Origin of the sequence: Staphylococcus sp. CWZ226, assembly GCF_018986355.1 — a bacterium.
Taxonomy (GTDB): Bacteria; Bacillota; Bacilli; order Staphylococcales; family Staphylococcaceae; genus Staphylococcus; species Staphylococcus simulans.
The window spans coordinates 40,021-65,443 of the sequence record NZ_JAHMSB010000006.1 but is presented as its reverse complement, the minus strand read 5'-3'; the positions used below and the strand labels follow the sequence as shown (position 1 = coordinate 65,443).

Sequence of the window (25,423 nt, the reverse complement as noted above, 5' to 3'; positions counted from 1 at the left end):
GTTAATTGATTTGAATAGGTTGTGTCTTAATCGTTGTATCGCCTTGTTTTAACCTTACATTTGCGTCACCTTTAAAATCAGAAGCTGTTTTACCTTCGAATGTTAATACAGCATTGCCTTGACTATCTGTTTTCACTTGTTGCGGTGTACTGTAACCTGGCGTTGTATTTTCTCCAAATATACCTAATTGTTGACCGCCTTCTGCATAAATACCTAGACGTATATTAGAGAGTGTTTGATTTTTCGGTTGATGCTTTAATGTTACTTTAACTGAAAATGTACTGCCCGCCTCTAAATTACTTGGTAATTCGAAAGACACCCCGCTGCTGTTTAATTTCGTATTAGATGTGTTGCCATCCGGTTCTTGATTGTCTTCTGGTTGTTCTGGTTTTACAGTATCATCCTTATTTTCTTTTGCACCAAAGCTGCCTGCCGCAAAAGTAGAACGGTCATACCACTTATAATGGCTTGGTGGTGTATTCCAAGGCTCTTGTTGCGGTTCTGTAGAATTTTCAGGTTGCTCGAAATCTTTTAGTGCAGTGGCTTTATCTTTTGAAACACCTAATCCTGTAATTGAATCTGCATTTTCTGATTTACCTAACCATGTCGTAAGATTTTTAAGCAATTGTGCGTTGTCTGCTTCTTTAAACCCATCATATGTCTTCTTAGCTTGACCGTTATCTTCACGTTTATATTTAGGAGAACTATCTTCTACTAATGAAGAATCTCCAATAAAGGCTGCTTTACCTTTTCCGACTTTTGAAACCGCAATATAAGGCCCCTCTGCTTGACCGCCGCCATTATAAACACCTTCGTCTACCGCATGTCCCCATTTCTGCTTAGCAGTCAGACCCTCAGGTGTGAAAACAATTCCTTTAGCTTTATCAGGATTTGTAATCGCAAGTGTAGAACCTGCATGCATTGTGACACTTTTGACATTGTCTGTGATTCCTAAACCTTCTTTCCCTTGTAACATATGAGAGGTTGTTAAATTATTTAAAGCGTTATATCTAAAGCGTACGCCAAATGTTTGTGCTAACCAATCTGTACTTTGAACATCTTGCATCGCTTTAGATTTACGTTCCCCGTCCGTCATACCTTTTGTCATATCTGAATATGCGCCTCTGCGATAACCATTCATCGCTTCTGATGAATCAATTCGGTTTAAGTTGCGATCGGCGTTATAGTGATCAGAAATAAATAGAATACTGCCTCCTTGTTGTGTGAAATCAGTCATTGCTTTTTGTTCTGAGGTTTTAAAAGGAATGTTTGCTTCTGGAATAACCAATATCTTTTTACCTTTTAAGGCTTGTGGTGTGATATTAGATTCCCCGCGCAGTTCTGTCACCTTATACCCTTGTTGCGTAATACTGTTTGCATAATCTGAGAAGCCGCCATCAATCGTCCAATCTGCTGCTCCCGCAGTTTGCCCGTGTGAATTATCAAATACTACTTCTCCTTTTTGGTTCGTACCGATAGTCGGTGCTGCTTGTGCAGCATTTGAGTATGTATCAATTGTAACAGTAGTGATGGAAATTGTAGAAATAGCTAAAGCTGCAAAAATTTTGTTTAATTTTCTCACTTTTAAAATACCTCCAAATGTAAATTCTGTCTTTATTATAGAACCTGTCATAGTTTAGAGACATAAGATGAACGCAAATTTACAATAACTAAATTTAGATTTAACAATATTAAACTAAATAATTGATTATATTAAATATTTACCCAAACTTAACAATTAATATATTGTATCATATTTACACCGTGTATATAATGAACCTGTATCAAATTTTATACATATGGAAGGGGTTAACAGCGTAATGAAAGCACGTTCATCTTTTAAGGTATTACTTATTTTGATGATGGCAGTTATTTTATTTGTTTCAGCATGTGGAAAAGGAAGTTCATTAGACAACAAGAAAGAAAGCGACAGTAAAGGCGGAGATTACAAACCTAAAGAATTAACTGTACAGTTTGTACCTTCACAAAACGCGGATAAGTTAGAAGCGAAAGCGAAACCTTTAGAAAAATTATTATCTAAAGAATTAGGCATCCCAGTAAAAGTTTCTGTTTCTACAAACTACAACACAATTGTAGAAGCGATGAAATCTAAAAAAGTAGATGTTGGTTTCTTACCTCCTACTGCATATACATTAGCGCATGATCAAAAAGCTGCTGATGTATTACTACAAGCACAACGTTTCGGTGTAAACAAAGATGGTTCTGATTCTAAAGAATTAACAGACAAATACAAATCAGAAATTTTAGTGAAAAAGGATTCAGGCATTAACAGCGTGAAAGATTTAAAAGGTAAGAAAATCGCATTACAAGATGTTACTTCTACAGCGGGTTATACATTCCCTGCCGTTGAAATGGATAAAGAAGGCGTGAACGTCCTTAAAGATATGAAAGTCGTTAACATGAAAGGTCATGATCAAGCGATTATCTCATTGATGAATGGCGATGTAGATGCGGCTGCTGTATTCCAAGATGCACGTAAAATTGTGAAAAAAGATGAACCTAATGTCTACAAAGATACAAAAGTATTGAAATTAACAAAAGACATTCCAAATGACACGATTTCAGTACGTAGCGACATGGATCAAAAATGGAGAGACAAATTGAAAAAAGCCTTTAAAGATATTGCTAAAACAAAAGAAGGACATCAAGTGATCAGTGATGTTTATTCACATGAAGGCTATACAGACAGTAAAGATTCTAACTTCGATACAGTAAGAGAGTACGACAAAAAAGTTAAAGAAATGAAATAATTCAAGTTAAGAAAAACTGACTGAACCTAAGCGTATCTCAGCAAGATTGAACTCTGTTAGCAAGTATGTGCAGAAGTTAATCTTTTGAGTACGCTTATGTTTTTATCTCGATACTTAATTTAGAAAGGACTACTATTATGAGTCAGATTGAATTCAGAGATGTAAGTAAAGTATATGATAATGGCCATGTCGGTTTAGACCATATCAACTTAAATATTGAAAAAGGTGATTTTGCGGTTATCGTCGGGCTATCGGGTGCTGGTAAATCAACCTTATTACGGGCGATTAACCGTCTGCATGATATTACCGAAGGCGATATTGTGATTGATGGAACATCCATCTCCAAAGCATCAGGTAAGAAATTATTAGAAATGCGTCGTAATATCGGCATGATTTTCCAAAACTTTAATTTGGTGAAACGTTCTTCTGTAATGCGTAATGTGCTGAGTGGCAGGGTCGGCTATCACTCTACTTGGAAAATGGTCTTAGGCCTTTTCCCTAAAGAAGATAAAATCAAAGCATTAGAGGCTTTAGACCGTGTAAACATTTTAGATAAATATAAATCACGTTCAGATGAATTATCAGGTGGTCAACAACAGCGCATTTCTATTGCTCGTGCACTCTGCCAAGAACCTTCTATTATTCTGGCAGATGAGCCTGTGGCTTCTTTAGACCCCTTAACAACTAAACAAGTCATGGATGATTTGAAACGTATTAATGAAGAATTAGGAATTACCATCATCATTAACTTGCACTTTGTGGACTTAGCACGCGAATATGGCACACGTATTATTGGCTTACGTGACGGTAAATTAGTCTTTGACGGTGCAGTCGATGAAGCAACAGATGAAGCATTCAATAAAATTTATGGACGTTCGATTAATGATGATGAGAAGTTAGGGGTGAATTAATATGACACCCGACAAAAATTATGCAGAAATGCTGAATCATAAAATGTCGTTTAAAACAGCGATGACCACTATATTGGTATTGTTTTTAGTGTTTTGGAGTGTCTTATATACGGGATTCAGCTTTAGTGATTTGATTTATGGTTTACCGCAAATCGGGACCCTATTCACTCAAATGTTTCCACCTGACTGGAGTTATCTTGAACAGATACTTAATCCCATGTTAGATACAATCAGAATGGCAATTGTCGGGACATTTATCGGTTCTATCATCGCAGTACCTATTGCCTTATTGTGTGCAAAAAATATTTCACGTTCTAAATGGATTGCGATGCCAGCACGTTTCATCTTAAATATCGTGCGTACTATCCCCGATTTATTATTAGCCGCTATCTTTGTAGCAGTCTTTGGTATCGGCCAAATCCCCGGGGTATTAGCAGTGATTGTTTTAACAATCAGTATTGTCGCGAAATTATTATATGAAGTACTAGAAGCTATTGAACCTGGACCACTTGAAGCGATGACGGCTGTCGGTGCGAATAAAACAAAGTGGATTATATTCGGTGTTGTACCGCAAGCTTTAGCTTCTTATGTTTCTTACGTACTCTTTGCGTTCGAAATCAATATTCGAGCCGCTGCAGTGTTAGGTTTAGTCGGTGCCGGAGGTATCGGATTGTTTTACGATCAGACGCTGGGATTATTCCAGTATGACCGTACGGCTATGATTATTTTATTTACATTGGTCATTGTGGTGATTATTGATTACATCAGTTCGAAAGTGAGGGAACAACTCACATGACACAATCTAAAGCAGAATTATTAAAACATTATGGCAGTCCTCGCACAAAGTTAAAGTATGGCATTATTTCCGTGGTAATAATAGCCTTATTGGTTTGGGCCTTTGCGGGTATGCCCGCCTTAGAAATCAAACAAAAGTCGCAACAAATCCTTGGATCCATTATGCATGGTTTAACACATCCAGATTGGGGATTTGTCTATCAGCCTGGCGGTGAAGATTTATTACGCGGATTATTAGAAACCTTTGCGATTGCGGTTGTAGGTACCATTATCGCAGCAGTCATTTGTATTCCTTTAGCCTTCTTAGGTGCAAGAAATATTATACGTTTCAGACCTGTATCAGGCGTCAGTAAATTTATTTTAAGTATCATTCGTGTCTTTCCAGAGATTGTGATGGCTTTGATTTTTATAAAAGCCGTTGGACCAGGGTCATTCTCTGGTGTACTCGCACTAGGTATTCACTCAGTAGGTATGCTTGGTAAATTATTCGCAGAAGATATTGAAAACATCGATTTAAGTGCTACTGAGTCATTAAAAGCGAGCGGTGCGAATAAAATGAAGACGTTAGTCTTTGCGGTCGTCCCACAAATCTTACCGACATTCTTATCCTTGATTTTATATCGCTTTGAGTTGAATTTGCGTTCCGCTTCCATTTTAGGTTTGATTGGTGCAGGCGGTATCGGTACACCGTTAATCTTCGCCTTACAAACACGTTCATGGGACCGTGTCGGCATTATCTTAATCGGTTTAGTCATTATGGTCGGTATTGTGGATTATATTTCAGGTAAAGTACGTGAAAAAATCGTCTAATCGCTTTGTTGAGTCATTTTATTGAACAACTCAATCTCAAAAATCAATTGTAACGCTCTCGGCAATTAGTCCTAGATAAAGTTGATACCATAGCCTCATGTATTTTATGTAGAGATATCATACAATAATCAATGTAGAGGAAACGCAAGTAATGTATGCATCCTAAATCAATCCTAAAAGCATATTCTATAAATAATCGTTACACCTTTCTACCCACCCAAACAAAAGGACAGACGTTTCCTCTACACCGACATAAACAATGCTTAAAGTCGCAACTAACCTCCTAAATTAATCATAGAACATATCCTAAAATATGCATGCGACGGCATTAACAGTTAATCTAATCATTGAATTTAAAATCGACAAGTATGTTTCCCCTGACGTAAATTGTCGATCACCCTAAAAAATAGAGCGCTGCTTAGCTTACGAGGCTGTCCCTCCTCACAAGCAACCTGAAGTCCCAACAGGTTAGATGCAGTGCTCTATTTTTATTTGCGATATTTATCATGAATTCAGTGAACTTTTAAACTCACGCCCATTTTCTACATATTAAAAGACCTTCCCAAGCAATGTCATACCATTCTTAAGAAGGCCTTGTTTCATTCTATTATTTTCTATATTTCAACTTCGCAAAAGCATCGTGTTGATGAATAGATTCTTCATTACGACATTCAATGTCAAAACCTTCAATCCAATCCACTTCTACTAAGTCTGCAGCGATTAAACGGATTAAATCTTCCACAAAACGAGGGTTTTCATAAGCACGTTCTGTAACGCGTTTTTCATCTGGACGTTTTAAGATTGGGTAAAGAATTGAACTTGCGTTAGCTTCCATCGCATCTAAAATTACTTCTTTATAGTCAGACGGTAGTGTCGCTTCACGATTCAAGTACGTTTTTACAGTAATTACTCCGCGTTGGTTATGCGCAGAATACTCACTGATTTCTTTTGAACATGGACATAAAGTAGTTACTTTCGCTTCCATTGTCAGCTCTTTACGTGTCACTTTGTCCCCTTCAACTGCCATGCCATACGTTACATCCGCATTGCCGACAGCTTTTAAGTTCGTAACGGGACTATAGCGATTAAAGAACCACTTACCTGAAACATCTACCCCTGCTGAAGTTTGTTTCATGTGTTTTTGAAGTGTATCTAATACCGTATGCAGATTATCAAATGTTAATGCTACACCGTTATCATAATGTTTCTCAACACTTTCTAGGATACGGCTCATATTAATACCTTTTTCTTCTCTCGTTAAGCTAGTTGAAAATGCGAAAGTACCTGCCGTTTGATATTCATCTATAATCACGGGATATACTAAATTTTTAATCCCGACTTCTTCAATTTCAAATAAAAAATCTTTGTGCGTGCTTTGTAGATCTGTCATTTCTTCTTTTACTGTTGGTTTTGTACCTTTAATAGGATCAACAGAACCGAAGTGTTTCCAACGACCTTCTCGTGTCGATAAATCAAATTCAGTCATCTGTGTGCCCCTCCACTCATGATTCAAAATTGTAAGTCCAATATGTTTCTTGTTCTAAGAAACTTTTGGCTGTATCTGGAACTTGCGGTTCAGCTAACTGATGCAAGAATGGTCCAGATTGAGATGCATGTGCTTTGAATGCATCTAATTTTACTTCTCTATAATCAGTAATATCGTTAATGATATCAGGCATACCTAACTCATCAATCGCATCATTGCTAAAAGCAACTAATTGTAAACGTGGACGTTCTGCTTTAGGCATACGTCCTACTGTTCTAACTACCGCTTCTGCTGTTGCTTCATGATCTGGGTGTACCGCATAACCTGGATAGAATGAAATGATTACTGAAGGATGCAATTCATCAATCAGACTTTTAACCATCCCGTCCATTTTTTCATGTGGTTCGAATTCCACTGTTTTATCACGGTAACCCATCTTTCTTAAATCTTTAATACCAATCGCTTTTGCTGCGTCTTCCAACTCGCGCTCTCTGATTTTCGGCAGAGATTCACGTGTCGCAAATGGCGGATTTCCTAAATTACGTGCCATTTGACCTAAAGTCAAACAAGCATACGTAACTGGAACACCCTCATCAATATAATGTGCTAATGTTCCTGCTGATGAGAACGTCTCATCATCAGGATGCGGAAATATAACTAATACATGACTTTCCTCTGACATGATACGTCCTCCTTATATTTCAAACGGTACAGCACTGATTTCAAGTGCTGCCGCTAATTGCCCTTCATAATTAAAACCAGCGAGCAAGAATTCATTATCCTCGTTCACTTCATAATGTGTCAGTCCTTGTACATAAACCCATCCATTATCTTGTAGTTTCAAACCCACTCTGAATGGTTCTTTGCCACCGCCCTTAAGTTTGGCATGTTCAAAGACTACTTTGATATTTCTTAAAAACGTTCCAGCATTAAAGACACGTTGATCAAAATGGTTCGCATACGCACCATTGGTTGTTTCAACATGCAGGTATACAGGTTGATTTACATAAGACGCCAGTAACGTTTGTACTTTCTCATATTCTATCGGCTCCAAGCTGCTCACTCCCTTACACTAAGCAAAATCAAATGTTGAACCCCATCTATATCGTGTTATTCTTGATTTATTTATCAATCTCTTTATCATTTAATTGTACTAAATCCTCGTCAATAAATATAACCTACTGCTCATTCTTGAATTAACGATAGGTTTTCTCGGTTATCAATTCTTAAATTAGAAACAATATTTACATTATATAACTGTTCCTCCACTTTCTAAAGAGGTTATTGAAATATTCCTATAATTTGAGGGGGATTTACTATCTGTTTAAACTTCACCTCGTTATAATGGACATGTATGTCTTCATATATAGATACAAATAAGGAGGTCACACAACGTGAAAATTATTAATTTAGGGGATAAAGAGAAAGCATCATTCTACACAGCTTACGAGCTGTTCAACCAAATGAACGAGAATCCTGAAAGTAAACTAGGTCTAGCAACAGGAGGTACAATGGTAGATGTTTATTCTGACTTAGTTAAACTGATGGAATTAAATGACTTAGATGTTTCTAATGTAGAAACATTCAACTTAGATGAATATGTCGGTTTATCAGCCGATCATCCAGAAAGCTATCATCATTATATGCATGAAGTGCTATTCGATCGCTATCCACACTTCAAAGAAGAAAATGTGCATTTACCAATCGGTGATGCGAAAGATTTAAACGCTGAAACTGCACAATACGAACAACTGGTTAAGGATAAAGGGCCTGCAGATATCCAAATTTTAGGTATCGGGGAAAATGGTCATATCGGGTTCAATGAACCAGGTACAGAAAAAGACAGTATTACACGTGTCGTAGATTTAACTGAAAGTACGATTCAAGCCAATAGCCGTTACTTCGATAACGAAGAAGATGTGCCGAAACAAGCTATTTCAATGGGTCTTTCTACAATTTTATCTGCAAAACGCATTATCTTATTAGCGTTTGGCGAGAAAAAGAAAGTTGCGATTACAAAACTTGCGAGCGGCATTCAAGACAAAGATGTCCCAGCAACAGTTTTATACGATCATCCTAATGTAGAGGTTTACGTAGATAACGCAGCTGCACCCGAACAGTAAAATTCACTGTTGTTTGTCAAAAACTAAAAAGGGTAAATAATCTAAGTAAAGCAAAAGTTACAACACATACATTATGAAAGGATGAATCATTTTGGAACTACAATTAGCAATTGATTTATTAAATAAAGAAGACGCTGCAGAGTTAGCTAACAAAGTGAAAGATTATGTCGATATCGTAGAAATCGGTACTCCTATCATATATAACGAAGGTCTGCCTGCCGTTCAATATATGGATGAAAACATCGATGGTGTTAAAGTTCTAGCAGATATGAAAATTATGGACGCTGCAGACTATGAAGTCAGCCAAGCAGTTAAATTCGGTGCTGACGTTGTAACAATCTTAGGTGTTGCTGAAGACGCTTCTATCAAAGCTGCTGTCGAAGAAGCACACAAAAATGACAAACAATTATTAGTAGATATGATTGCTGTTCAAGACATTAAACAACGCGCTAAAGAATTAGATGAAATGGGTGCTGATTATATCGCAGTACACATTGGTTATGACTTACAAGCTGAAGGTAAATCTCCATTAGATGATTTACACACAGTTAAATCTGTTATCAAAAATTCTAAAGTTGCCGTTGCTGGCGGTATCAAACCAGATACAATCAAAGATATCGTAGCTGAAGAACCAGACTTAGTGATTGTTGGTGGCGGTATCGCAAATGCAGACGACCCAGTAGAAGCAGCAAAAGCTTGCCGCGACGCAGTTGAAGGGAAATAAGCTATGGCAAAACTACAATATCAATTGATTTTAGATGAACTGAAAACGACGTTATCTAATGTTAAAGATCAAGATGTTGAAAACTTTGAACAAGCAATCAAAGATGCCAAAAATATTTTCGTAGCAGGTAAAGGTCGTTCTGGATTTGTCGCAAATGGATTTACAATGCGCTTGAATCAGCTTGAACAACCTGCATTTATCATTGGCGGTATTACAACACCTTCTATCCATGAAGGCGACTTGTTTATTGTCATTTCAGGTTCAGGCAGTACAGAACACTTACGCCTATTAGCTGAAAAAGCTAAAGATCAAGGTGCACAAGTGGCGTTAGTCACAACAAAACCTGATTCTAAAATCGGTGAATTGGCAGATGTCACAATCGAATTGCCTGCCGGAACAAAACATGATGCTGAAGGTTCAGCACAACCTTTAGGCAGTTTATTCGAACAAGCTGCACAATTATTCTTAGATGCTGTTGTATTAGATTTCATGAAAGACTTCAATATTGATGAAACTACGATGCAACAAAATCATGCGAATTTAGAATAAATCACATTAATGGCCTGTAAGCTTTTGAGTTTATCTCTTTAACTTACAGGCCTTTTCTTTATGCTTTTTAGTAACCATATAACTTAACTATTTTACCTCTTCATAAAAAACCTCTGCTTAAATAGTCCACAAAGTAAAATCACCTTGCACCACCACTAAGCAGAGATTATCAAACAGGATATTTTATCAGCTGAACTAACACGCTTGCATCCTTTTATTTTAAATGTTCATAAGGACGGCTTTCTGCGAATGATACAATTTGTTCAACGAATAAACGAGAACGTAATTGGAATTCTTCGTCTTGTAAGAAGAATGTACCATCATCTAATTTGCCGTAATCTGAATCATGTGTCGCAATTTGGGTAGGCACTGCGATACCTAATAAGGTACGTACAATTAAGCGTAAGTGAGAAAGTGGTTCTGCACTTACAATACCGCCGCTGTTCCCCATTAAGCCGACTGGTTTCATTTTGAAGTCATCCATTGTCAGATGATCTAAAGCGTTCTTTAAGATACCAGAATATGAACCATGATAGTTCGGTGTACCTAAAATAATAAAGTCCGCTTCTCTCGCCTTCTCTTGTAAATCTTTCACATTAGCTTGATAATCATCTGGCGGATTACTTGCGCCAGAAACATCTAATGTATGGATTGGACGCTCAGCTAAATCAAAGATTTCCGCTTCAACATCCTTTTCATTGAATTGTCCCTTTAAGTATTGTGCCAGTGCTTTTGTGTGCGAATCAATACGCGCACTGCCTACGATAATGACACCTTTCATTCAATAGTCACCCCAGTTAATTTATTTTGATTGCTCTTCCAGCATTTTGTTGATTGCTTTACCGACACCACTGTTTTGGTTATTATCTGTCACATATTTTGCGTATTCTTTCACTTCAGGCATCGCATTTTCCATTGCGACAGGATAACCCGCTTTTTCAAGCATCGATACGTCATTCATGTTATCACCAATTGCCATGACATCTTCCATGTTGATACCGAGTTGGTTTGCGATTTCTTCTAACGCAATCCCTTTTTGCGCATAAGCGTTTGTGATTTCGATATTACCTCGTGCTGATGATGAAATTGCTAAGTTTGTGTGTTTCGCAAGTTCTGCACTGACACGATCAATTTTACCGATATCACTGTCAAACGCTAAAATTTTCATCACAATTTCACCAGGTCTTTCACTGATTTGATCATAATTATCAACTACTTTTAATGTGCCTTGATCAATACGATGTTGAATATGGCGATGTATTTTTTCTACATCTGCTTTTTGACCTGCATGTTCTGCAATATCAATATAAATATCTAAATCTCTTTGAGGATCTTCAGTATAAATACCAAGGTTAGTATAGACTTGGTAATAAATATCCTCTCGATCTAGAACATGTGTAATTTGTTCAATCATTTCATGATTCAAGCTTGATGTATGCATAATATCGAATGATTCATCACGAACCTCTGCACCATTCAAACAAATATATGGGACTTTCAATCCAGTCGGTTCCACAGGCGCATTGGCTTCATAGAAAGCACGACCTGTCGCAATCACGACCGTAATCCCTTGTGCCTGCGCTGCTTTAATCGCTTTAATATTTTCCTCTGAAATTTCATGTGCTGCATTTAATAATGTTCCGTCCATATCTGTCGCAATTAGTTTAATCATGAATTAACCTCGTTTCTTTTGTCTTAGCCGTAGTGTCGTAAAATTACTTTTCACAACAAAGTCTAACCTCATTCTATCAAATTTTGATAACAGACTTCTATCGTCTGTTTGTACGATTTATGAGGGTAGAAACTATCGGCATTACTCATTCTTAACTATCTCTTACTTTTTAACGCTTTTCAAACAAAAAGATGTCCACTTCTTAAACCAGACATCTTCATTCTTCTAAAGTTGTTTTAACTGTTCAAGTCATTAGCCTCTTGCGATTGCTTAACTTGTTTCTTCTTGTTTCTTAATTGCTTGAAGAAGTTCCGCAACATATCACCGCATTCTTCTTCTAAAACACCACTCACAACTTCTGCACGATGGTTGAAACGCGATTCTTGAAGTAAATCCATTAAACTGCCGCTACAACCGCCCTTTGGATCAGCAGCGCCATAAACAACGCGTGGAATACGGCTCATAACAATCGCACCAGAACACATCACACAAGGTTCTAAAGTGACATATAAAGTACAATCTTCTAATCGCCAACTCCCTACTGCTTCAGCTGCTTTTTCTATCGCAATATGTTCCGCATGGGCTGTCGGAAGTTGAATCGTTTCTCTTAAATTATGTGCACGTGCTATAATTTCATCGTCTTTAACAATGAGTGCGCCAATCGGTACTTCACCGATAGCTTCAGCTTTTTTGGCTTCATCTAATGCAAGTTTCATATATTTTTCATCTATTGTCATATGTTCAATCCCTTACCATGTGATACAATTACTATTGTCTATTTTAACACTTGGAGTGTTGTTTATGAATCAACCTTATATCGCTATTGAAGGGCCTATAGGAGTAGGCAAATCCTCTTTAGCACATCGCTTAAGTCAATCTCTTGATTATCATGAAGCACAAGAAATCGTGGATGAAAATCCATTTTTATCTGATTTCTATGACGACATTTCAAAATGGAGTTTCCAGACTGAAATGTTCTTTTTATGTAACCGTTACAAACAGGTTCAAGATCTAGAACAACTACATAACGGTATTGTCAGTGACTATCATGTTTATAAAAACAAAATCTTTGCGCGTCAAACACTGACAGATACAGAATACAACAAGTTTGACCGTATTTACGATATTCTGACTGAGGATCTTATGATGCCGGACATCGTAATCTTCCTCGATGCAGATTTAGAAGTATTAAAACAACGTATCGCCAAACGCAATCGCAGCTTCGAAGCACAAATTGAAGATGATTATCTTTTAAATTTAAAAGAAGCTTATCATCACTTCTATGAATCTTTAGAAGCCGAAGGCAAAATGGTGAAACGCATCGATACAACAAACTTGGATTTCGTCAATCACGCTGACGATTACGAGTATCTATTAAACATTGTACAATCAATGATAGGAGGCAACACGCATGAATAATTACGGTATCCCTCAAGATGCGGTGATTACAATCGCAGGTACTGTAGGCGTCGGTAAATCAAGCTTAACACGTGCCTTAGCTAAAAAATTAAACTTTCGCACTTCTTTCGAGAATGTGGACCATAATCCTTATCTAGATAAATTCTATGATAACTTTGAACGTTGGAGTTTCCACCTTCAAATCTATTTCCTTGCGGAACGCTTTAAAGAACAAAAACGCATGTTTGAATATGGCGGGGGCTTTATCCAAGACCGTTCTATTTATGAAGACGTTGATATCTTCGCAAAAATGCACGAAGAACAAGGGACGATGACACCTGAAGACTTCAAAACATACTCAGAATTATTTGAAGCGATGGTCATGACACCTTACTTCCCAAAACCAGACGTTTTAATTTATTTAGAATGTGATTACGATGAAGTGATTGAGCGCATCAAACAACGCGGTCGCCAAATGGAAATTGATACAGATCCAGAATACTGGAAAAAATTATTCCGTCGTTACGAAGAATGGATTTCAAGCTTCAATGCCTGCCCTGTCGTACGCGTGAACATTAATGAATATGATCTGCATGAAAGTTTAGACACGCTAGATCCAGTGTTAGATAAAATTGCGCATGTGATTGATGTCTATCGTAATGTAGATACTAGAAAATAATAAGCAAACAAAAAATCATGTATCTCTGCTCTTAACTGAGCGAGATACATGATTTTCTTTTACTCTGAATAAACTTGTATGAAGTTATTTATCAAAGAAACGTTTTATTTCATCATTCAAGCCTTTATAGTAATCATAACGTGTAACTGGGAATTTATCTTTCATATCACTATCTGTGCTATTATGCATCACAAACGGATGACCGATATGACTTAAATAAATCTCATCATTACCACTGTCACCGAAACCTAGTACACCTTCTGAATCAAGATCATACATATCTAACAGGTAACGCACAGCGAATAACTTGCCAGCGTTTTTAGGTGTAAAGTGTACATCATACGCATCTTCAGGGTCACCTGCTTTAGGATTCGTTTTATTATAATGTACCGCATAGTCATAAGCCGCTGCTTTATCTTGTAAATCTTTTAAATTCTGCTCGTCTTTTTCTTCATCGCCTTGTGCATAATAGTAATATTCATACAATGTTTCTTCATCTCTGAATTCTCTTTGCGGATGAAGTTCAACTTGGTGTTCTGACTCGAAGCTGTCGATAATTTCATCAACTTTTTCTTTAGTGAACGTTGTTTCTGAAACAGCTTCTTCATAATCTTTAGAACGTTGATATTCGCCTTTATCATCTAGTTCAAATAATTTGGAACATAAGTCAGAAAAGATAAAGTCTGGTTTATATTCCATTTCCGCATGTTTCATTTTCTCCATAATACTTTCAAAGATACTGCCTGATAACACTGCAGTAATCACTTGGTGCTTTTCTTCAGCTTGTTTCAGTGTCGATTCAAGTTCACGTAGTTCAGGAATATCTTCTTTCGTGGTTTGATGCTTATAATACGTTTCGTCAAAATCAAATAAAATTAATTGACGCATCATATCATCCCTCCAACCTTGGTTATAATTCTAACTCTTCGCGGTAAATCACAGGTTCATAATCGTCATCATTGATAGCTTTACTATAATAACCTTCATCTGTTTCTTTTAAACCAAAGGCTTCTGCCTTATCCGCTTCACTTGTGCCAATATAACTTTGACCTTTCGCATCAAAAAACAAATCAAAGAGCGTACCTCCATAACGTGCTTCATGTTTCAAATCATATAATGCATCGACTTCTTGACGTTTGACGTCTTTATAAAACAATGTATGACTCGAATACTTTGTTGTTTTCGCTTCAAAACCTAAAGACTGCGCTCCGGCATCTTCTGTGACCAAATGCAAAGTCTTGCCAAAGTCATTTAAGACACGAAACACTTCTCCTTGATATTCTGCATAACGTCCATCTAATACTGTATGTTGTTCTTTCATGATTTTCACCTCATTTAATGTGTGACGATAATTTAGGATTCTGTATCTTCGCCCTTTAGAATAGAAACAATTTCTGGCGCTTTCTCTACGACATAATCCGCATGTTTAAATTCATGTGCTTGACCTACGCCCGTCAATACAGCTACAGATAGCCCTAAGCCAGCGTTAACAGCGGTTTGTATATCATTAGGTGTATCGCCTACAATTGCGATTTCTTCCGCTTTAAGCCCCTTCTCTTGCGCAAAGAGCGGCTTTAATACAGCTGGGTCTGGCTTTTCAGCCGCATTAGATTCAGTAGAGATGACTAAATCAAAGAACGCTTCTGTATCTGTAGATTCAATAAATTGATCTGTGCCTTTCTTCGTATCACTCGTAATAATTCCAATATGATATCCATCTGCCTTTAATGTTTCTAACGCTTCCACCATACCATCAATCCATTTAATTTCAGGAACTCTATGGTCAATGAGATATTGACTCGTCTTGCGTGTCCACTCGCCCACATCTTCTCCAGCTAACGCATTGAAATTCTGAATAATTTCATCTAGCGAACCACAGGCCATCGGTGTACCAGGTTCTATTTGATTCTTTTCTTTATTCACACCTAAAGTCTGGTAAGCATGTGCTTGATCTTCTTCTGAAATAAAACGTTCCACAAACTGATCCACCATTTGAATACCAATCTTCATCCAACTCATATCAAAATCAATGAGTGTGCCATCTTTATCAAATAAGATCCATTTAATTGTCATCAGTTTCACGCTTCTTTCTTTATACTTTTATTTCATTTTATCAATTTATGAATTAAGAAGGAAATTAAAAAAGGCTTACACCCTTTGTATTGGATGTAAGCACAAAATGCATCAACGATTAATCTTTCTCACAGTTTTGACGGTCCTTTGATGGTTCTGGTAACGTCTTGACTAACGTAAACAATACAATCGTTTGGAAGGTCACCATAATCAATAAACCAATTCTGATATAGAAGTTATCTAGCATATAAAGAGAAAATGCGATAACAATATATAAACTCAATAAAATTTTGAACTTCTTCTTTAAAGTAAAGCCTCTATCTCTTTTGAAACTTTCCACATATTCACCGTAAACCTTTGTACTCACTAACCAACGATTAAATCTTTCAGAACTTCTTGAAAAACAAACAGCTGCTAAAAGTAAAAAAGGTGTAGTTGGCAACAAAGGTACAACGATTCCTATAAAACCAACGATAGCTGAAATTAAACCTATCGTAATTAAAATATATCTCATAAAAGCACCTCTACCGATAATCATTTTCAATTATACAATAGAATACAGACTAGTAAACAATAATATGTTTGCTTATTACTTTTATCTACCTTGAGTTTAGTTAGCACTTTCTGTAGGATAGTTTGTATGTCAAAATCTTAAGGAGAAACCTATATGAGATTACATAAAATGAAGCTTCAAGAAGCCAACTTTCCAAAAGCATTAGATATTTGGGAAAGCTCTGTCATCGCGACACATGACTTTTTAAAAGAAGAAGATAGAATCACTTTAAAACAAGAGATTCCTACTTACTTCCAACAAGTTGAAGCTTATTTGTGGTTTGTTGGACAAGAAGCAATCGGCTTTTCTGGAACACACGATCACAACTTAGAAATGCTTTTTATAGACCCAAAACACTTTAATCAAGGTTATGGTTCAGAAATCTTGCAATATTTAATCCAACAAGGAAAAGTAAGTTATGTGGATGTTAACAAGGATAATGAACGTGCAATAGAATTCTATCTTAAAAATGGCTTTGAAGTTTATAAAACTTCTCAAACAGACGCCCAAGGTAGAAATTATCCTATTTTACATATGAAGTTATAAAGCATTCGGCAAAAACCTTTAATTATATTAATGACAAAACAGGTCAGAAACACACTGTTATCTGTGCTTCTGACCTGTTTTTTTATCACTATTTATAATTCTTATTCGAATTATTTTTTAGGAACTACAACTCTCCAGCCGTGTTTGTCTTCTAATTTACCACTTTGGATACCAGTATATTGATCATATAAGTGTTGAGTGATTTTACCTGTTTCGTTATTGTTGATAACGATTTCGCGGTCTTCGTATTTTAAGACGCCTACAGGTGAAATAACTGCAGCTGTACCTGTACCGAAGACTTCATCTAATTCACCTTTATCATACGCTTCGAATAATTCATCTACAGATACACGACGTTCTTCTACTTTATAGCCAAGTTCTTTAGCTAATTCGATTACTGTTTTACGTGTAATACCTGGTAAGATACTACCGTTTAATTCAGGTGTAACAAGTGTACCATTTTCAACGAAGAAGATGTTCATGCTTCCGACTTCTTCGATGTATTTTTGTTCTACACCGTCTAACCATAATACTTGGTCATAACCTTCTTTGTTTGCGTTAGATTGTGCTAATAAGCTTGCTGCATAGTTACCAGCTACTTTCGCAAATCCAACACCGCCACGTACGGCACGAACATATTTATCTTCTACATAAATACGTGTTGGTTTTAAAGCGTCGCCGCCATAGTATGAACCAGAAGGAGATAAGATGATTAATAATTTGTAGTGGCTTGCTGGGTGAACACCTAAGCCTGCTTCAGTCGCAAAGACGAATGGACGAATGTATAATGATTGACCTTCCCCTTCAGGTACCCAGTCACGTTCAACATTCACAAGTTCTTTTAATCCTTCTAATAATAACTCTTCATCAATTTGCGGCATTTCTAAGCGTGCTAATGATTGATTAATACGTTTGAAGTTTTGGTCAGGTCTGAATAAATCAACCTCTCCATTATGTTTGTATGCTTTTAATCCTTCAAAGACTGCTTGGCCATAATGAAGTCCTTGTGCAGCGGGATCAAGTTCGATCGGTGCATAAGGAGTAATCTTCAAATCATGCCAACCACCTTTATCTTCATCGTAGTCATAACTTAACATGTAATCAGTGAAGTGTTGACCGAACCCTAAGTTACTTGGATCTGGTTTTTGTTTAAGCTCTTCACGTTTCTCGAATTTAACATTTTCTGACATGATTTCTGCCTCCTAAAATTGTGCTTATAAATAAGATAATACTAAAATTATAGCAATCTAAGCCTGTGTATTCAATGAGTTTTTAGAAAATTTAAAAAATACGCCCCTAATCAAATCCTCTATTGAACACAGTTATTTATATCTCTCTTTAACATTTCCCCATTGATACAAATTAAAAGTTGCTATATTCCTTACACTTCCATTATTGTACAGTCTATTTCTGAATGCAACTGTGAGCAATCTCATTTTCACTTTGTGTAGACGTTCTATTCATTAAGAACATCCGCTTTCATTAATTTCAAAACTTCCTTTATCAGCATCTAATGTCGCACTGACACCATAAGGCAAAATACACTTTGGTTCATTATGGCCAAAGCTGCCATTAGCGATGACAATTTTATGTTCTAAGTTTTGTTCTTTTAATATCTTTAACCATAACGCTTCTATCTCTTGATGGTTCACATCATTTTGGGGTTTGCCTATCAAAATACCTTCAACATTTTCTAATACTTTCATATCAGCAAGAGACCGAATCGCCTGTTTATAAAAATCCAACGGTAAAGGTGTCTCTGAGTTTTCTACAAACAAAATTTTGTTTTTAAATACCGATGCATCTGGAAAAACATATGTGCCTCTTAGATTATTCAATACCTCAAAACAGCCTCCGATTAAGTCACCTGTTACCTTACCTTTGCCGTTAACAACTTTATAACTCATATTTTTCACTTTTTCTCTTTGTATATTTTGATGCACTTCTTCCCATCTCAAACCGAACTTACGGTAATATGGAGACGTCTTTACAGTTCCTATCCTGTCATTTGTAAATAATACTTTCTGAATGCTATCTATCGTGTAAGAATCCATTTCTACATGTTCGGCAAAATCGGATAAAATAGCAGGTCCGTAATAGGTCATAATACCTGCTTGATAAAACTTTAAATGGATTGAAGTAATATCAGAATATCCCATGAATATTTTAGGGTTTTGTTTGATGATGTTGTCATCTAAATAAGGCACAATTCTCATGGATTCTTCTCCGCCAATAAAAGAGAAGATTGCTTTAACTTCTTTGTCTAGCAGTGCTTCATGTATATCTGCCGCTCTATGTTTTGGATGATGATACAATGCATCAATACCATCTAAGGCATGTTTCATAATTTTAATGTTTAATCCAAAGATTTCTTCCAGTCGCGCTTTCGCTAATTCAACTCGATAGCTTATAAAAGACTCTCCAGCTAATCCAGATGAAGGCGAGACAAGCGCTACTGTATCACCTGGATTTAAATGCTTAGGCTTAATCAATCTGGTCATCTAATCGTCACCCACTTAACATTAGTCTACTGCCGTTATACATAATAATTAACAGGACGAACATTTTCTATAGGTCCTAGAAAACATTCAGCCCTGTTGATTTAATTCATATGCTTATATTATTTTTGTGTTGCTGCTTCTTTCTCTCTAACCCCTTGCAACATAGCTTCTGTCATCTTGTCTAAATCATATTTAGGTGAGAAGCCCCATTCATTTCTTGCACAACTTGTATCAATCGCATCTGGCCAGCTATCTGCAATACCTTGTCTGACTGGATCTACTTCATAGTGCATTTTGAATTCTGGAATTTGTTTACGAATAGATGCGGCAATTTCTTCTGGCTCGAAACTCATACCGCTTAAGTTAAAGGCACAACGATTTTCAATATTTTCTTCTGGTGCTTCCATCAATTTAATAATTGCGTCGATCGCATCATCCATAAACATCATATCCATGTAAGTATCTTTACCGATAAAGCTTGTATACTCACCTTTACGTACCGCCTCAAAATAAATCTCACAAGCGTAATCTGTTGTACCGCCGCCTGGTTCTTTCACAAATGAAATTAAGCCAGGGAAACGTACGCTTCGTGTATCTACACCAAACTTAGTATGGTAATACTCGCATAATAACTCACCTGATACTTTGTTTACACCGTACATAGATGTTGGTCGTTGAATCGTTAACGCAGGTGTATCACGTTTAGGTGTTGTTGGCCCGAATGCCCCGATAGAACTTGGTGTAAAGAACTGTACATTATGATGGCGTGCCGCTTCTAACGCATTGACTAAACCACCCATATTAATATTCCATGCCAGCATTGGATCTTTCTCAGCTGTCGCAGACAATAATGCGGCCATATGCATTAAAGCATCTGGTTGAAATTCCTCTACAACCTCATTCATGCGTGCTGCATCTGTAACATCTAATATCGCAAACGGTCCGTCTTTGATTAGAGAATCCGCTTCTGGTTCTCTAATATCCGTTGCTAAAACATTATCTGTTCCATAAATCTCACGACATTTTAATACAAGTTCAGTCCCGATTTGCCCTAGTGCGCCAGTAATCATAATTCTTTTCATATTTCTCTCTCCCCTTTGAAAAGTGCGCTAAAGAACTGTAGTATTTCTGAGGTGTACATTCTCTTGTTATTTAACACTATATTTTTATAAATGCTTATTAATGTATATACCATACGTACAAAAATAAGTAAAGCGCTTACATTTGAAAAGAGCAAAATTATACTTTTCTATTTATTTCAAAGACACATCATTTAGATAACCCATCAAATATTTTTACGACAATGCTTTTGAAGAAATTCATAACCTTCTTTCTCATAGAAATCAACAGCCGCGTTATTTTTCCCCCAATAATCCAATTCTACTGTGTCACACTGCTCTTTTTCTGCTACCTCTTCTATATACTGCATGAGTGCATGCCCATAACCTTTATGCTGAAATTCTGGTTCAATACTGATTTGATGAATATACAACGTCTTCTGCCCATAACGAAATGGCGTTTCATATAACGTTACCAATTGCGCCCACAAGTACCCAGCAGCTACTCCTTTATCCGTTTCAATGACTAATAAATAATGCTCAGGTTGATGCATGAGCTTTTGAAATAGATCTAGCGTATCCAAATAATGATAAGGCTTAAAAATATCTGGGTAGGCTTGATGATGTATGTCATGGACAGTTTGATTTAAACGTGCTAATAAAGCTGCATCCTCACATATTTTAATTTTCAACAGTATCCCTCACTCCCAACACCTTATTGGCATTACTTTATTCGAAGTCTTGACTTGCGTCATGTTATGATTATTGTAACGTTTTTTTGTACTGATTACTGTTTTTAAGGAGGCACATTTATGTGTACGAGTTTTGCATTTACATCTCAATTTGATGCGAACTATTTAGCACGCACCATGGATTTCTCATTTAGTTTGAATTCTTTCCCGAAAGCTATTCCTAGAAATTATGAATGGACAAGCAACAATGGTCGTGACTTTAAATTAAATTACGGCTTTGTAGGAACTGCAATGACAGTCAATGGTGTGGTATTCGGAGATGGCATAAACGAAAAAGGATTATCCATTGCTGTGTTATATTATCAAGGAGAAGCTTCTTATGCGACTTCTACTTCTAATGACAATATCAATCTAGAACCTGAAGAATTCATTATGTGGTTTTTAGGCATGAATGAATCTATCAGAGACTTTAAAGAACAAGCAGATAATGTTCGTTTACTTAAACAAGTAAATCCCGCATTAGACAGCGTTCCACCACTACACTTTATGATTACAGATCAATCTGGTCAAAGTATCGTTGTGATTCCTTCAGACGGTCAACTGATTATTAAAGAGAATCCCATTCGTGTATTAACGAATAACCCTAACTTAGAATGGCACTATCAAAATGTGAGACAGTATACACACTTCAATATCGAAGCGCCCTCACCGTCACTCTTAGGCATTGAGAGTGTAAAACCTTTTGGCGTTGAATCTGGTACTGAAGTTCTGCCGGGCGGTTATACTTCCCCATCTCGTTTCGTTAAAATGGCTTATTTCCGTCAATTTATCGAAGATGCGGAAGATGAGAATAAACGACTCAACAACTTATTTAAATTACTCGATACTGTCAGTATTCCAAGAGGTGTCGTTTTAGACGAAGGTACGATTTATTACACACAATACCAAGCTATCGTCGATACACACCATCTCACTTATTACTTTAAAGACTATAACGGTTCAGATGTATATCAAATCAAACTAACTGATGAGATTTTAAACGCAAGTGATGCGATTACTTATACAGTAAAACCTAAATTAAATCTGATTGATTTAACTGAAGAATCTTCAGACCATCAGTAAATAGAACTAAACGGAGAAGCACATAGAGAAGCTGCTCCGTTTTTTCTATATCCATATGGTATTATCAATTTGATTATAACTTTTAATGGTATTAAGGGGCTGATACATATGTGTACGAGCTTTACCTTTACTTCACAATACGACACAACTTACTTAGCACGGACCATGGACTTTGCGTTTGAACTGAAAGCTTTTCCTAAAGTTATCCCAAGAAACTATCAGTGGGAAACAACTTATGGACAAACCTTCACTTTTGACTATGGTTTTATAGGCAGTGCGATGAAAATAGACGATGTAATGTTCGCAGATGGCATCAATGAAAAAGGTCTTTCTATCGCAATTTTAAACAACAATGGCTTTGCGACATATAAGCCTGCACCCGCTTCACATCATATTAATTTAGGTCCAGAATCATTCATTATGTGGCTTTTAGGTACGAACGCATCTATTTCACATTTAAAAGAAACGATTGGTAATGTGAGGTTGATTGATGAACAAAACCCTGTACTTGGTAAAACTCCTGCCTTTCATTTCATCGTCACTGATCAAACAGGTCAAAGTATTGTTCTTGTACCAAATGGTGGTAAACTGATTTTGAAAGATAATCCGGTACAAGTTCTGACTAATCACCCTGACTTAGAATGGCACTATCAGAATTTACAACAGTACACAGCTTTTAATACTGATTCATCAGCATCCATCACACTTGGTGATAAACAAGTAGATCCAATCCATGTCGAAACAAATACTGAAATATTGCCTGGAGGTTATACCTCGCCAGCACGTTTCGTTAAAACTGCTTATTTCCGTCAAATGATTGAAGATGCTGAAGACGACACGATGCGCTTAAATAACCTATTCAAATTATTAGACACTGTCAGTATTCCGAGAGGCATCGTACTCCACGAAGGGCAGCCTCATTATACGCAATATCAATGTATACTCGATTGTGAACACTTAACGTATTATTATAAAGACTATAACAGCTCAGATATTTATACGATTCAACTGACAGACGTCTTACTAGATTCAAAAGAAGAGAAAACATATGAAATTAAGCCACAATTAAATTTAAAAGATATCACCCTGTCACAACACGATTCACACCATGATGAAGGAGTAGATTAATATGTATGATGAACAATTTAAAAAAGAGTATCAAGCTGCTGTATGTGCTTATACTAAAAAGTTTAAAGAAGCTCCTAGTAGAATGCTTTTACGGGGTATGCCTGCTGAAGATGCTTTGGAACTTATGAAAGACTGTGTGAAAGATAACGAACCATTAGAGAAGTTTTATTTAGATAATCACTACTTGAGTTAAGTACGTTCATGTATTCACTCAACGGATAAAATGAATATATACGACACCTCTGAATCAACCACAAAGGAATGAAAAACTATGTATGATGACAAATTGATTGATGCCTATGAAGCTGCTGAAAAAGCTTATGAGAAAAAATTTGGAGAACCACCAGGCAGAATGTTTTTGAGACAAATGACACTTGAAGAATCATTAGAACGTATTGAACAATGCATCAAAGATAACGAGCCATTAGAGAAGTTTTATCTTGATCATAGATATATCACTTAAACAATAAAAGAAATGACTCAGCTAAGTATCTAATAGACTGATTTCTAAAATAAAAGCGGAACCGTTCAATTAACTGAACAGTTCCGCTTCATTGTTTATATAAAGCTACTTAGATTACGCCAAGTTCTTTACCTACTTTTTTATACGCCTCAAGTGCTTCATCTAACATTTCTTTAGTATGTGCAGCTGTAGGCATATTACGTACACGTCCTGTACCACGTGGTACTGTTGGGAAGACGATAGATTTCACATAAACTCCTTCGTCTTTTAGACGTTTACTGAATTCTTGTGTTTGTTTTTCATCACCAATAATTACAGGTGTGATTGGTGTTTCTGATTCACCAATATCATAACCTAGTTCTTTTAAGCCGTCTTTAAGATAATTCGCATTTTCCCAAAGTTTGTCATGCAGTTCTGTAGAATCCATAAGTTTACGTACAGCGGCAGTAATCGCTGCTGAAGATTCTGGTGTTAAAGATGTTGAGAATAAGAATGGACGTGATTGTACTTTCAACCAGTCGATTAACTCTTGTGTCCCAGCGACATAACCGCCGACCACTCCAATTGCTTTAGATAATGTACCGATTTGGAAATCGATTTTATCTTGTAAACCGAAGTGTTTTACTGTGCCAGCACCTTTACCCATAACACCTGATCCGTGCGCATCATCGACATAAGTGATTAAGTCAAACTCTTCCGCAATCTCAACGATTTCAGGTAACTTCGCTACGTCACCATCCATACTGAACACACCATCAGTGATATACATCACTTTATTGTATTGACCTGATTCTACAGCTTCTTTCGCTTTTTGACGTAAGTCGTCCATATCTGAATGATTTACGCGAATAATTTTAGCTTTAGATAAGCGGCAACCATCGATAATAGAGGCATGGTTTAACTCATCTGAAAGAATCGCATCATTTTTATTCATAACCGCAGAAATTGCTGCCATATTACAATTAAAACCAGATTGATATGCAATCGCTGCTTCTGTTCCTTTAAATTCAGCTAATGTGTTTTCTAAAGTTTCATGAACATCTAGTGTACCGTTGATTGTACGTACTGCACCTGCACCGACACCATAATGATCGATTGCTTCTTTCGCAACTTTTTTCAAGTCTTCGTCTGTTGCTAAACCTAAGTAGTTGTTTGAAGAAAGATTGATATACTTTTCGCCGTTGATTGTAATTTCCGGTCCATTTGCCCCTTCGACAATATCAATCTCGTTGTATAATCCATTATCCTTTAAATATTGAATGTTTTCGTCTAAAAAACCATGTAATGATTGAACCATTGGTTGATTATCCCCCTTGTGTTAGATTACATATATCATAACGTATTTTATTATAATAGAAAAGTTAACACT

General features: G+C 36.6%; 30 protein-coding genes. 14 read left to right on the top strand and 16 right to left on the bottom strand.

Annotated features, from left to right (window positions below; translation table 11 throughout):
* Window position 1: 1 nt before the first annotated feature.
* Entirely contained in the window at window positions 2-1,633 is a 1,632-nt protein-coding gene (locus tag KRR19_RS06635; RefSeq protein WP_253901113.1) for a DNA-binding protein, read from the bottom strand.
* 187 nt (window positions 1,634-1,820) lie between these two features.
* On the opposite strand from KRR19_RS06635, the gene KRR19_RS06630 reads away from it, so the two are divergent.
* The 4 genes from KRR19_RS06630 (at window position 1,821) to phnE (KRR19_RS06615) (ending at window position 5,287) form a co-directional block, all read left to right on the top strand.
* Window positions 1,821-2,771, top strand: coding sequence for a phosphate/phosphite/phosphonate ABC transporter substrate-binding protein (locus KRR19_RS06630; protein ID WP_105966390.1), 951 nt, complete (start codon window positions 1,821-1,823; stop codon window positions 2,769-2,771).
* A gap of 137 nt (window positions 2,772-2,908) precedes the next feature.
* A complete protein-coding gene (phnC, locus tag KRR19_RS06625; protein WP_156666619.1) occupies window positions 2,909-3,682 on the top strand; it encodes a phosphonate ABC transporter ATP-binding protein in 774 nt (257 codons plus the stop codon).
* A gap of 1 nt (window position 3,683) precedes the next feature.
* A complete protein-coding gene (gene phnE / locus KRR19_RS06620; protein ID WP_111440398.1) occupies window positions 3,684-4,478 on the top strand; it encodes a phosphonate ABC transporter, permease protein PhnE in 795 nt (264 codons plus the stop codon).
* Window positions 4,475-5,287 (top strand): phosphonate ABC transporter, permease protein PhnE, encoded by an 813-nt coding sequence (gene phnE, locus KRR19_RS06615; protein WP_096754495.1) that lies wholly within the window; start codon window positions 4,475-4,477, stop codon window positions 5,285-5,287. The genes phnE (KRR19_RS06620) and phnE (KRR19_RS06615) overlap by 4 nt, the downstream gene beginning before the upstream one ends.
* Before the next feature lie 607 nt (window positions 5,288-5,894).
* Here phnE (KRR19_RS06615) and folE2 read toward each other — a convergent pair.
* The 3 genes from folE2 to KRR19_RS06600 are packed head-to-tail and all read right to left on the bottom strand — an operon-like array spanning window position 5,895 to window position 7,827.
* Window positions 5,895-6,773: a GTP cyclohydrolase FolE2 gene (folE2, locus tag KRR19_RS06610; RefSeq protein WP_023015484.1), complete on the bottom strand. Its 879-nt coding sequence runs from the start codon at window positions 6,771-6,773 to the stop codon at window positions 5,895-5,897.
* A gap of 16 nt (window positions 6,774-6,789) precedes the next feature.
* Complete coding sequence (gene bshB2, locus KRR19_RS06605) at window positions 6,790-7,455, bottom strand: bacillithiol biosynthesis deacetylase BshB2 (RefSeq protein WP_057510138.1); 666 nt, start codon at window positions 7,453-7,455, stop codon at window positions 6,790-6,792.
* Between the two features lie 12 nt (window positions 7,456-7,467).
* Complete coding sequence (locus tag KRR19_RS06600) at window positions 7,468-7,827, bottom strand: YojF family protein (RefSeq protein ID WP_182475557.1); 360 nt, start codon at window positions 7,825-7,827, stop codon at window positions 7,468-7,470.
* Between the two features lie 340 nt (window positions 7,828-8,167).
* Between KRR19_RS06600 and nagB the strand changes: the two genes are divergently transcribed.
* The 3 genes from nagB to hxlB all read left to right on the top strand — a co-directional run bounded on the left by nagB (window position 8,168) and on the right by hxlB (window position 10,169).
* The gene (gene nagB, locus KRR19_RS06595) at window positions 8,168-8,896 is read left to right on the top strand and encodes a glucosamine-6-phosphate deaminase (protein WP_216733546.1); all 729 of its coding nucleotides are present in this window, start codon (window positions 8,168-8,170) and stop codon (window positions 8,894-8,896) included.
* Window positions 8,897-8,987: 91 nt separating this feature from the next.
* Complete coding sequence (gene hxlA / locus KRR19_RS06590; RefSeq protein ID WP_002481358.1) at window positions 8,988-9,620, top strand: 3-hexulose-6-phosphate synthase; 633 nt, start codon at window positions 8,988-8,990, stop codon at window positions 9,618-9,620.
* Window positions 9,621-9,623: 3 nt separating this feature from the next.
* Window positions 9,624-10,169, top strand: a complete 546-nt coding sequence (hxlB, locus tag KRR19_RS06585) for a 6-phospho-3-hexuloisomerase (RefSeq protein WP_002481357.1) — start codon at window positions 9,624-9,626, stop codon at window positions 10,167-10,169.
* A gap of 214 nt (window positions 10,170-10,383) precedes the next feature.
* Here the strand turns inward: hxlB and KRR19_RS06580 are convergent, their stop codons facing one another.
* From KRR19_RS06580 to tadA, 3 genes are all read right to left on the bottom strand, one after another.
* Window positions 10,384-10,950: an NADPH-dependent FMN reductase gene (locus KRR19_RS06580; RefSeq protein WP_002481356.1), complete on the bottom strand. Its 567-nt coding sequence runs from the start codon at window positions 10,948-10,950 to the stop codon at window positions 10,384-10,386.
* Window positions 10,951-10,971: 21 nt separating this feature from the next.
* Window positions 10,972-11,841, bottom strand: coding sequence for a Cof-type HAD-IIB family hydrolase (locus KRR19_RS06575; protein ID WP_002481355.1), 870 nt, complete (start codon window positions 11,839-11,841; stop codon window positions 10,972-10,974).
* Between the two features lie 236 nt (window positions 11,842-12,077).
* Entirely contained in the window at window positions 12,078-12,578 is a 501-nt protein-coding gene (gene tadA, locus KRR19_RS06570; RefSeq protein WP_156666620.1) for a tRNA adenosine(34) deaminase TadA, read from the bottom strand.
* Window positions 12,579-12,642: 64 nt separating this feature from the next.
* On the opposite strand from tadA, the gene KRR19_RS06565 reads away from it, so the two are divergent.
* Window positions 12,643-13,260 carry a deoxynucleoside kinase gene (locus KRR19_RS06565; RefSeq protein ID WP_023015487.1) on the top strand — a complete coding sequence of 206 codons (618 nt, stop codon included), beginning with the start codon at window positions 12,643-12,645 and terminating at the stop codon, window positions 13,258-13,260.
* Complete coding sequence (locus KRR19_RS06560) at window positions 13,253-13,918, top strand: deoxynucleoside kinase (protein ID WP_002481352.1); 666 nt, start codon at window positions 13,253-13,255, stop codon at window positions 13,916-13,918. The genes KRR19_RS06565 and KRR19_RS06560 overlap by 8 nt, the downstream gene beginning before the upstream one ends.
* Before the next feature lie 84 nt (window positions 13,919-14,002).
* Here KRR19_RS06560 and KRR19_RS06555 read toward each other — a convergent pair whose 3' ends face one another.
* The 4 genes from KRR19_RS06555 to KRR19_RS06540 all read right to left on the bottom strand — a co-directional run bounded on the left by KRR19_RS06555 (window position 14,003) and on the right by KRR19_RS06540 (window position 16,505).
* The gene (locus KRR19_RS06555) at window positions 14,003-14,806 is read right to left on the bottom strand and encodes an HAD-IIB family hydrolase (protein ID WP_234427230.1); all 804 of its coding nucleotides are present in this window, start codon (window positions 14,804-14,806) and stop codon (window positions 14,003-14,005) included.
* A 22-nt stretch (window positions 14,807-14,828) separates the two neighbouring features.
* Window positions 14,829-15,239 carry a hypothetical protein gene (locus tag KRR19_RS06550; protein ID WP_023015488.1) on the bottom strand — a complete coding sequence of 137 codons (411 nt, stop codon included), beginning with the start codon at window positions 15,237-15,239 and terminating at the stop codon, window positions 14,829-14,831.
* Window positions 15,240-15,271: 32 nt separating this feature from the next.
* Window positions 15,272-15,985: an HAD family hydrolase gene (locus KRR19_RS06545; RefSeq protein WP_031262637.1), complete on the bottom strand. Its 714-nt coding sequence runs from the start codon at window positions 15,983-15,985 to the stop codon at window positions 15,272-15,274.
* Window positions 15,986-16,109: 124 nt separating this feature from the next.
* Window positions 16,110-16,505, bottom strand: a complete 396-nt coding sequence (locus tag KRR19_RS06540) for a YbaN family protein (protein ID WP_002481348.1) — start codon at window positions 16,503-16,505, stop codon at window positions 16,110-16,112.
* A gap of 153 nt (window positions 16,506-16,658) precedes the next feature.
* Between KRR19_RS06540 and KRR19_RS06535 the strand changes: the two genes are divergently transcribed.
* The gene (locus KRR19_RS06535) at window positions 16,659-17,090 is read left to right on the top strand and encodes a GNAT family N-acetyltransferase (RefSeq protein ID WP_057510134.1); all 432 of its coding nucleotides are present in this window, start codon (window positions 16,659-16,661) and stop codon (window positions 17,088-17,090) included.
* A 110-nt stretch (window positions 17,091-17,200) separates the two neighbouring features.
* Here KRR19_RS06535 and KRR19_RS06530 read toward each other — a convergent pair whose 3' ends face one another.
* From KRR19_RS06530 to KRR19_RS06515, 4 genes are all read right to left on the bottom strand, one after another.
* Complete coding sequence (locus tag KRR19_RS06530; RefSeq protein WP_002481346.1) at window positions 17,201-18,280, bottom strand: branched-chain amino acid aminotransferase; 1,080 nt, start codon at window positions 18,278-18,280, stop codon at window positions 17,201-17,203.
* A gap of 273 nt (window positions 18,281-18,553) precedes the next feature.
* Entirely contained in the window at window positions 18,554-19,591 is a 1,038-nt protein-coding gene (locus tag KRR19_RS06525) for a S66 family peptidase (RefSeq protein ID WP_023016311.1), read from the bottom strand.
* 119 nt (window positions 19,592-19,710) lie between these two features.
* The gene (locus tag KRR19_RS06520; protein ID WP_002481345.1) at window positions 19,711-20,673 is read right to left on the bottom strand and encodes an L-threonine 3-dehydrogenase; all 963 of its coding nucleotides are present in this window, start codon (window positions 20,671-20,673) and stop codon (window positions 19,711-19,713) included.
* Window positions 20,674-20,876: 203 nt separating this feature from the next.
* Window positions 20,877-21,341, bottom strand: a complete 465-nt coding sequence (locus KRR19_RS06515) for a GNAT family N-acetyltransferase (protein WP_156666386.1) — start codon at window positions 21,339-21,341, stop codon at window positions 20,877-20,879.
* Between the two features lie 120 nt (window positions 21,342-21,461).
* On the opposite strand from KRR19_RS06515, the gene KRR19_RS06510 reads away from it, so the two are divergent.
* The 4 genes from KRR19_RS06510 (at window position 21,462) to KRR19_RS06495 (ending at window position 24,054) form a co-directional block, all read left to right on the top strand.
* On the top strand, window positions 21,462-22,463 hold the full coding sequence (locus KRR19_RS06510; RefSeq protein WP_156666387.1) for a choloylglycine hydrolase family protein: 1,002 nt from the start codon (window positions 21,462-21,464) through the stop codon (window positions 22,461-22,463).
* Between the two features lie 108 nt (window positions 22,464-22,571).
* The gene (locus KRR19_RS06505) at window positions 22,572-23,591 is read left to right on the top strand and encodes a choloylglycine hydrolase family protein (RefSeq protein ID WP_156666388.1); all 1,020 of its coding nucleotides are present in this window, start codon (window positions 22,572-22,574) and stop codon (window positions 23,589-23,591) included.
* Between the two features lies 1 nt (window position 23,592).
* Window positions 23,593-23,784 (top strand): hypothetical protein, encoded by a 192-nt coding sequence (locus tag KRR19_RS06500; RefSeq protein ID WP_002481341.1) that lies wholly within the window; start codon window positions 23,593-23,595, stop codon window positions 23,782-23,784.
* 78 nt (window positions 23,785-23,862) lie between these two features.
* A complete protein-coding gene (locus KRR19_RS06495; protein WP_002481340.1) occupies window positions 23,863-24,054 on the top strand; it encodes a hypothetical protein in 192 nt (63 codons plus the stop codon).
* Between the two features lie 109 nt (window positions 24,055-24,163).
* Here KRR19_RS06495 and KRR19_RS06490 read toward each other — a convergent pair whose 3' ends face one another.
* A complete protein-coding gene (locus KRR19_RS06490; protein ID WP_023016308.1) occupies window positions 24,164-25,351 on the bottom strand; it encodes a glycine C-acetyltransferase in 1,188 nt (395 codons plus the stop codon).
* Window positions 25,352-25,423 lie beyond the last annotated feature (72 nt).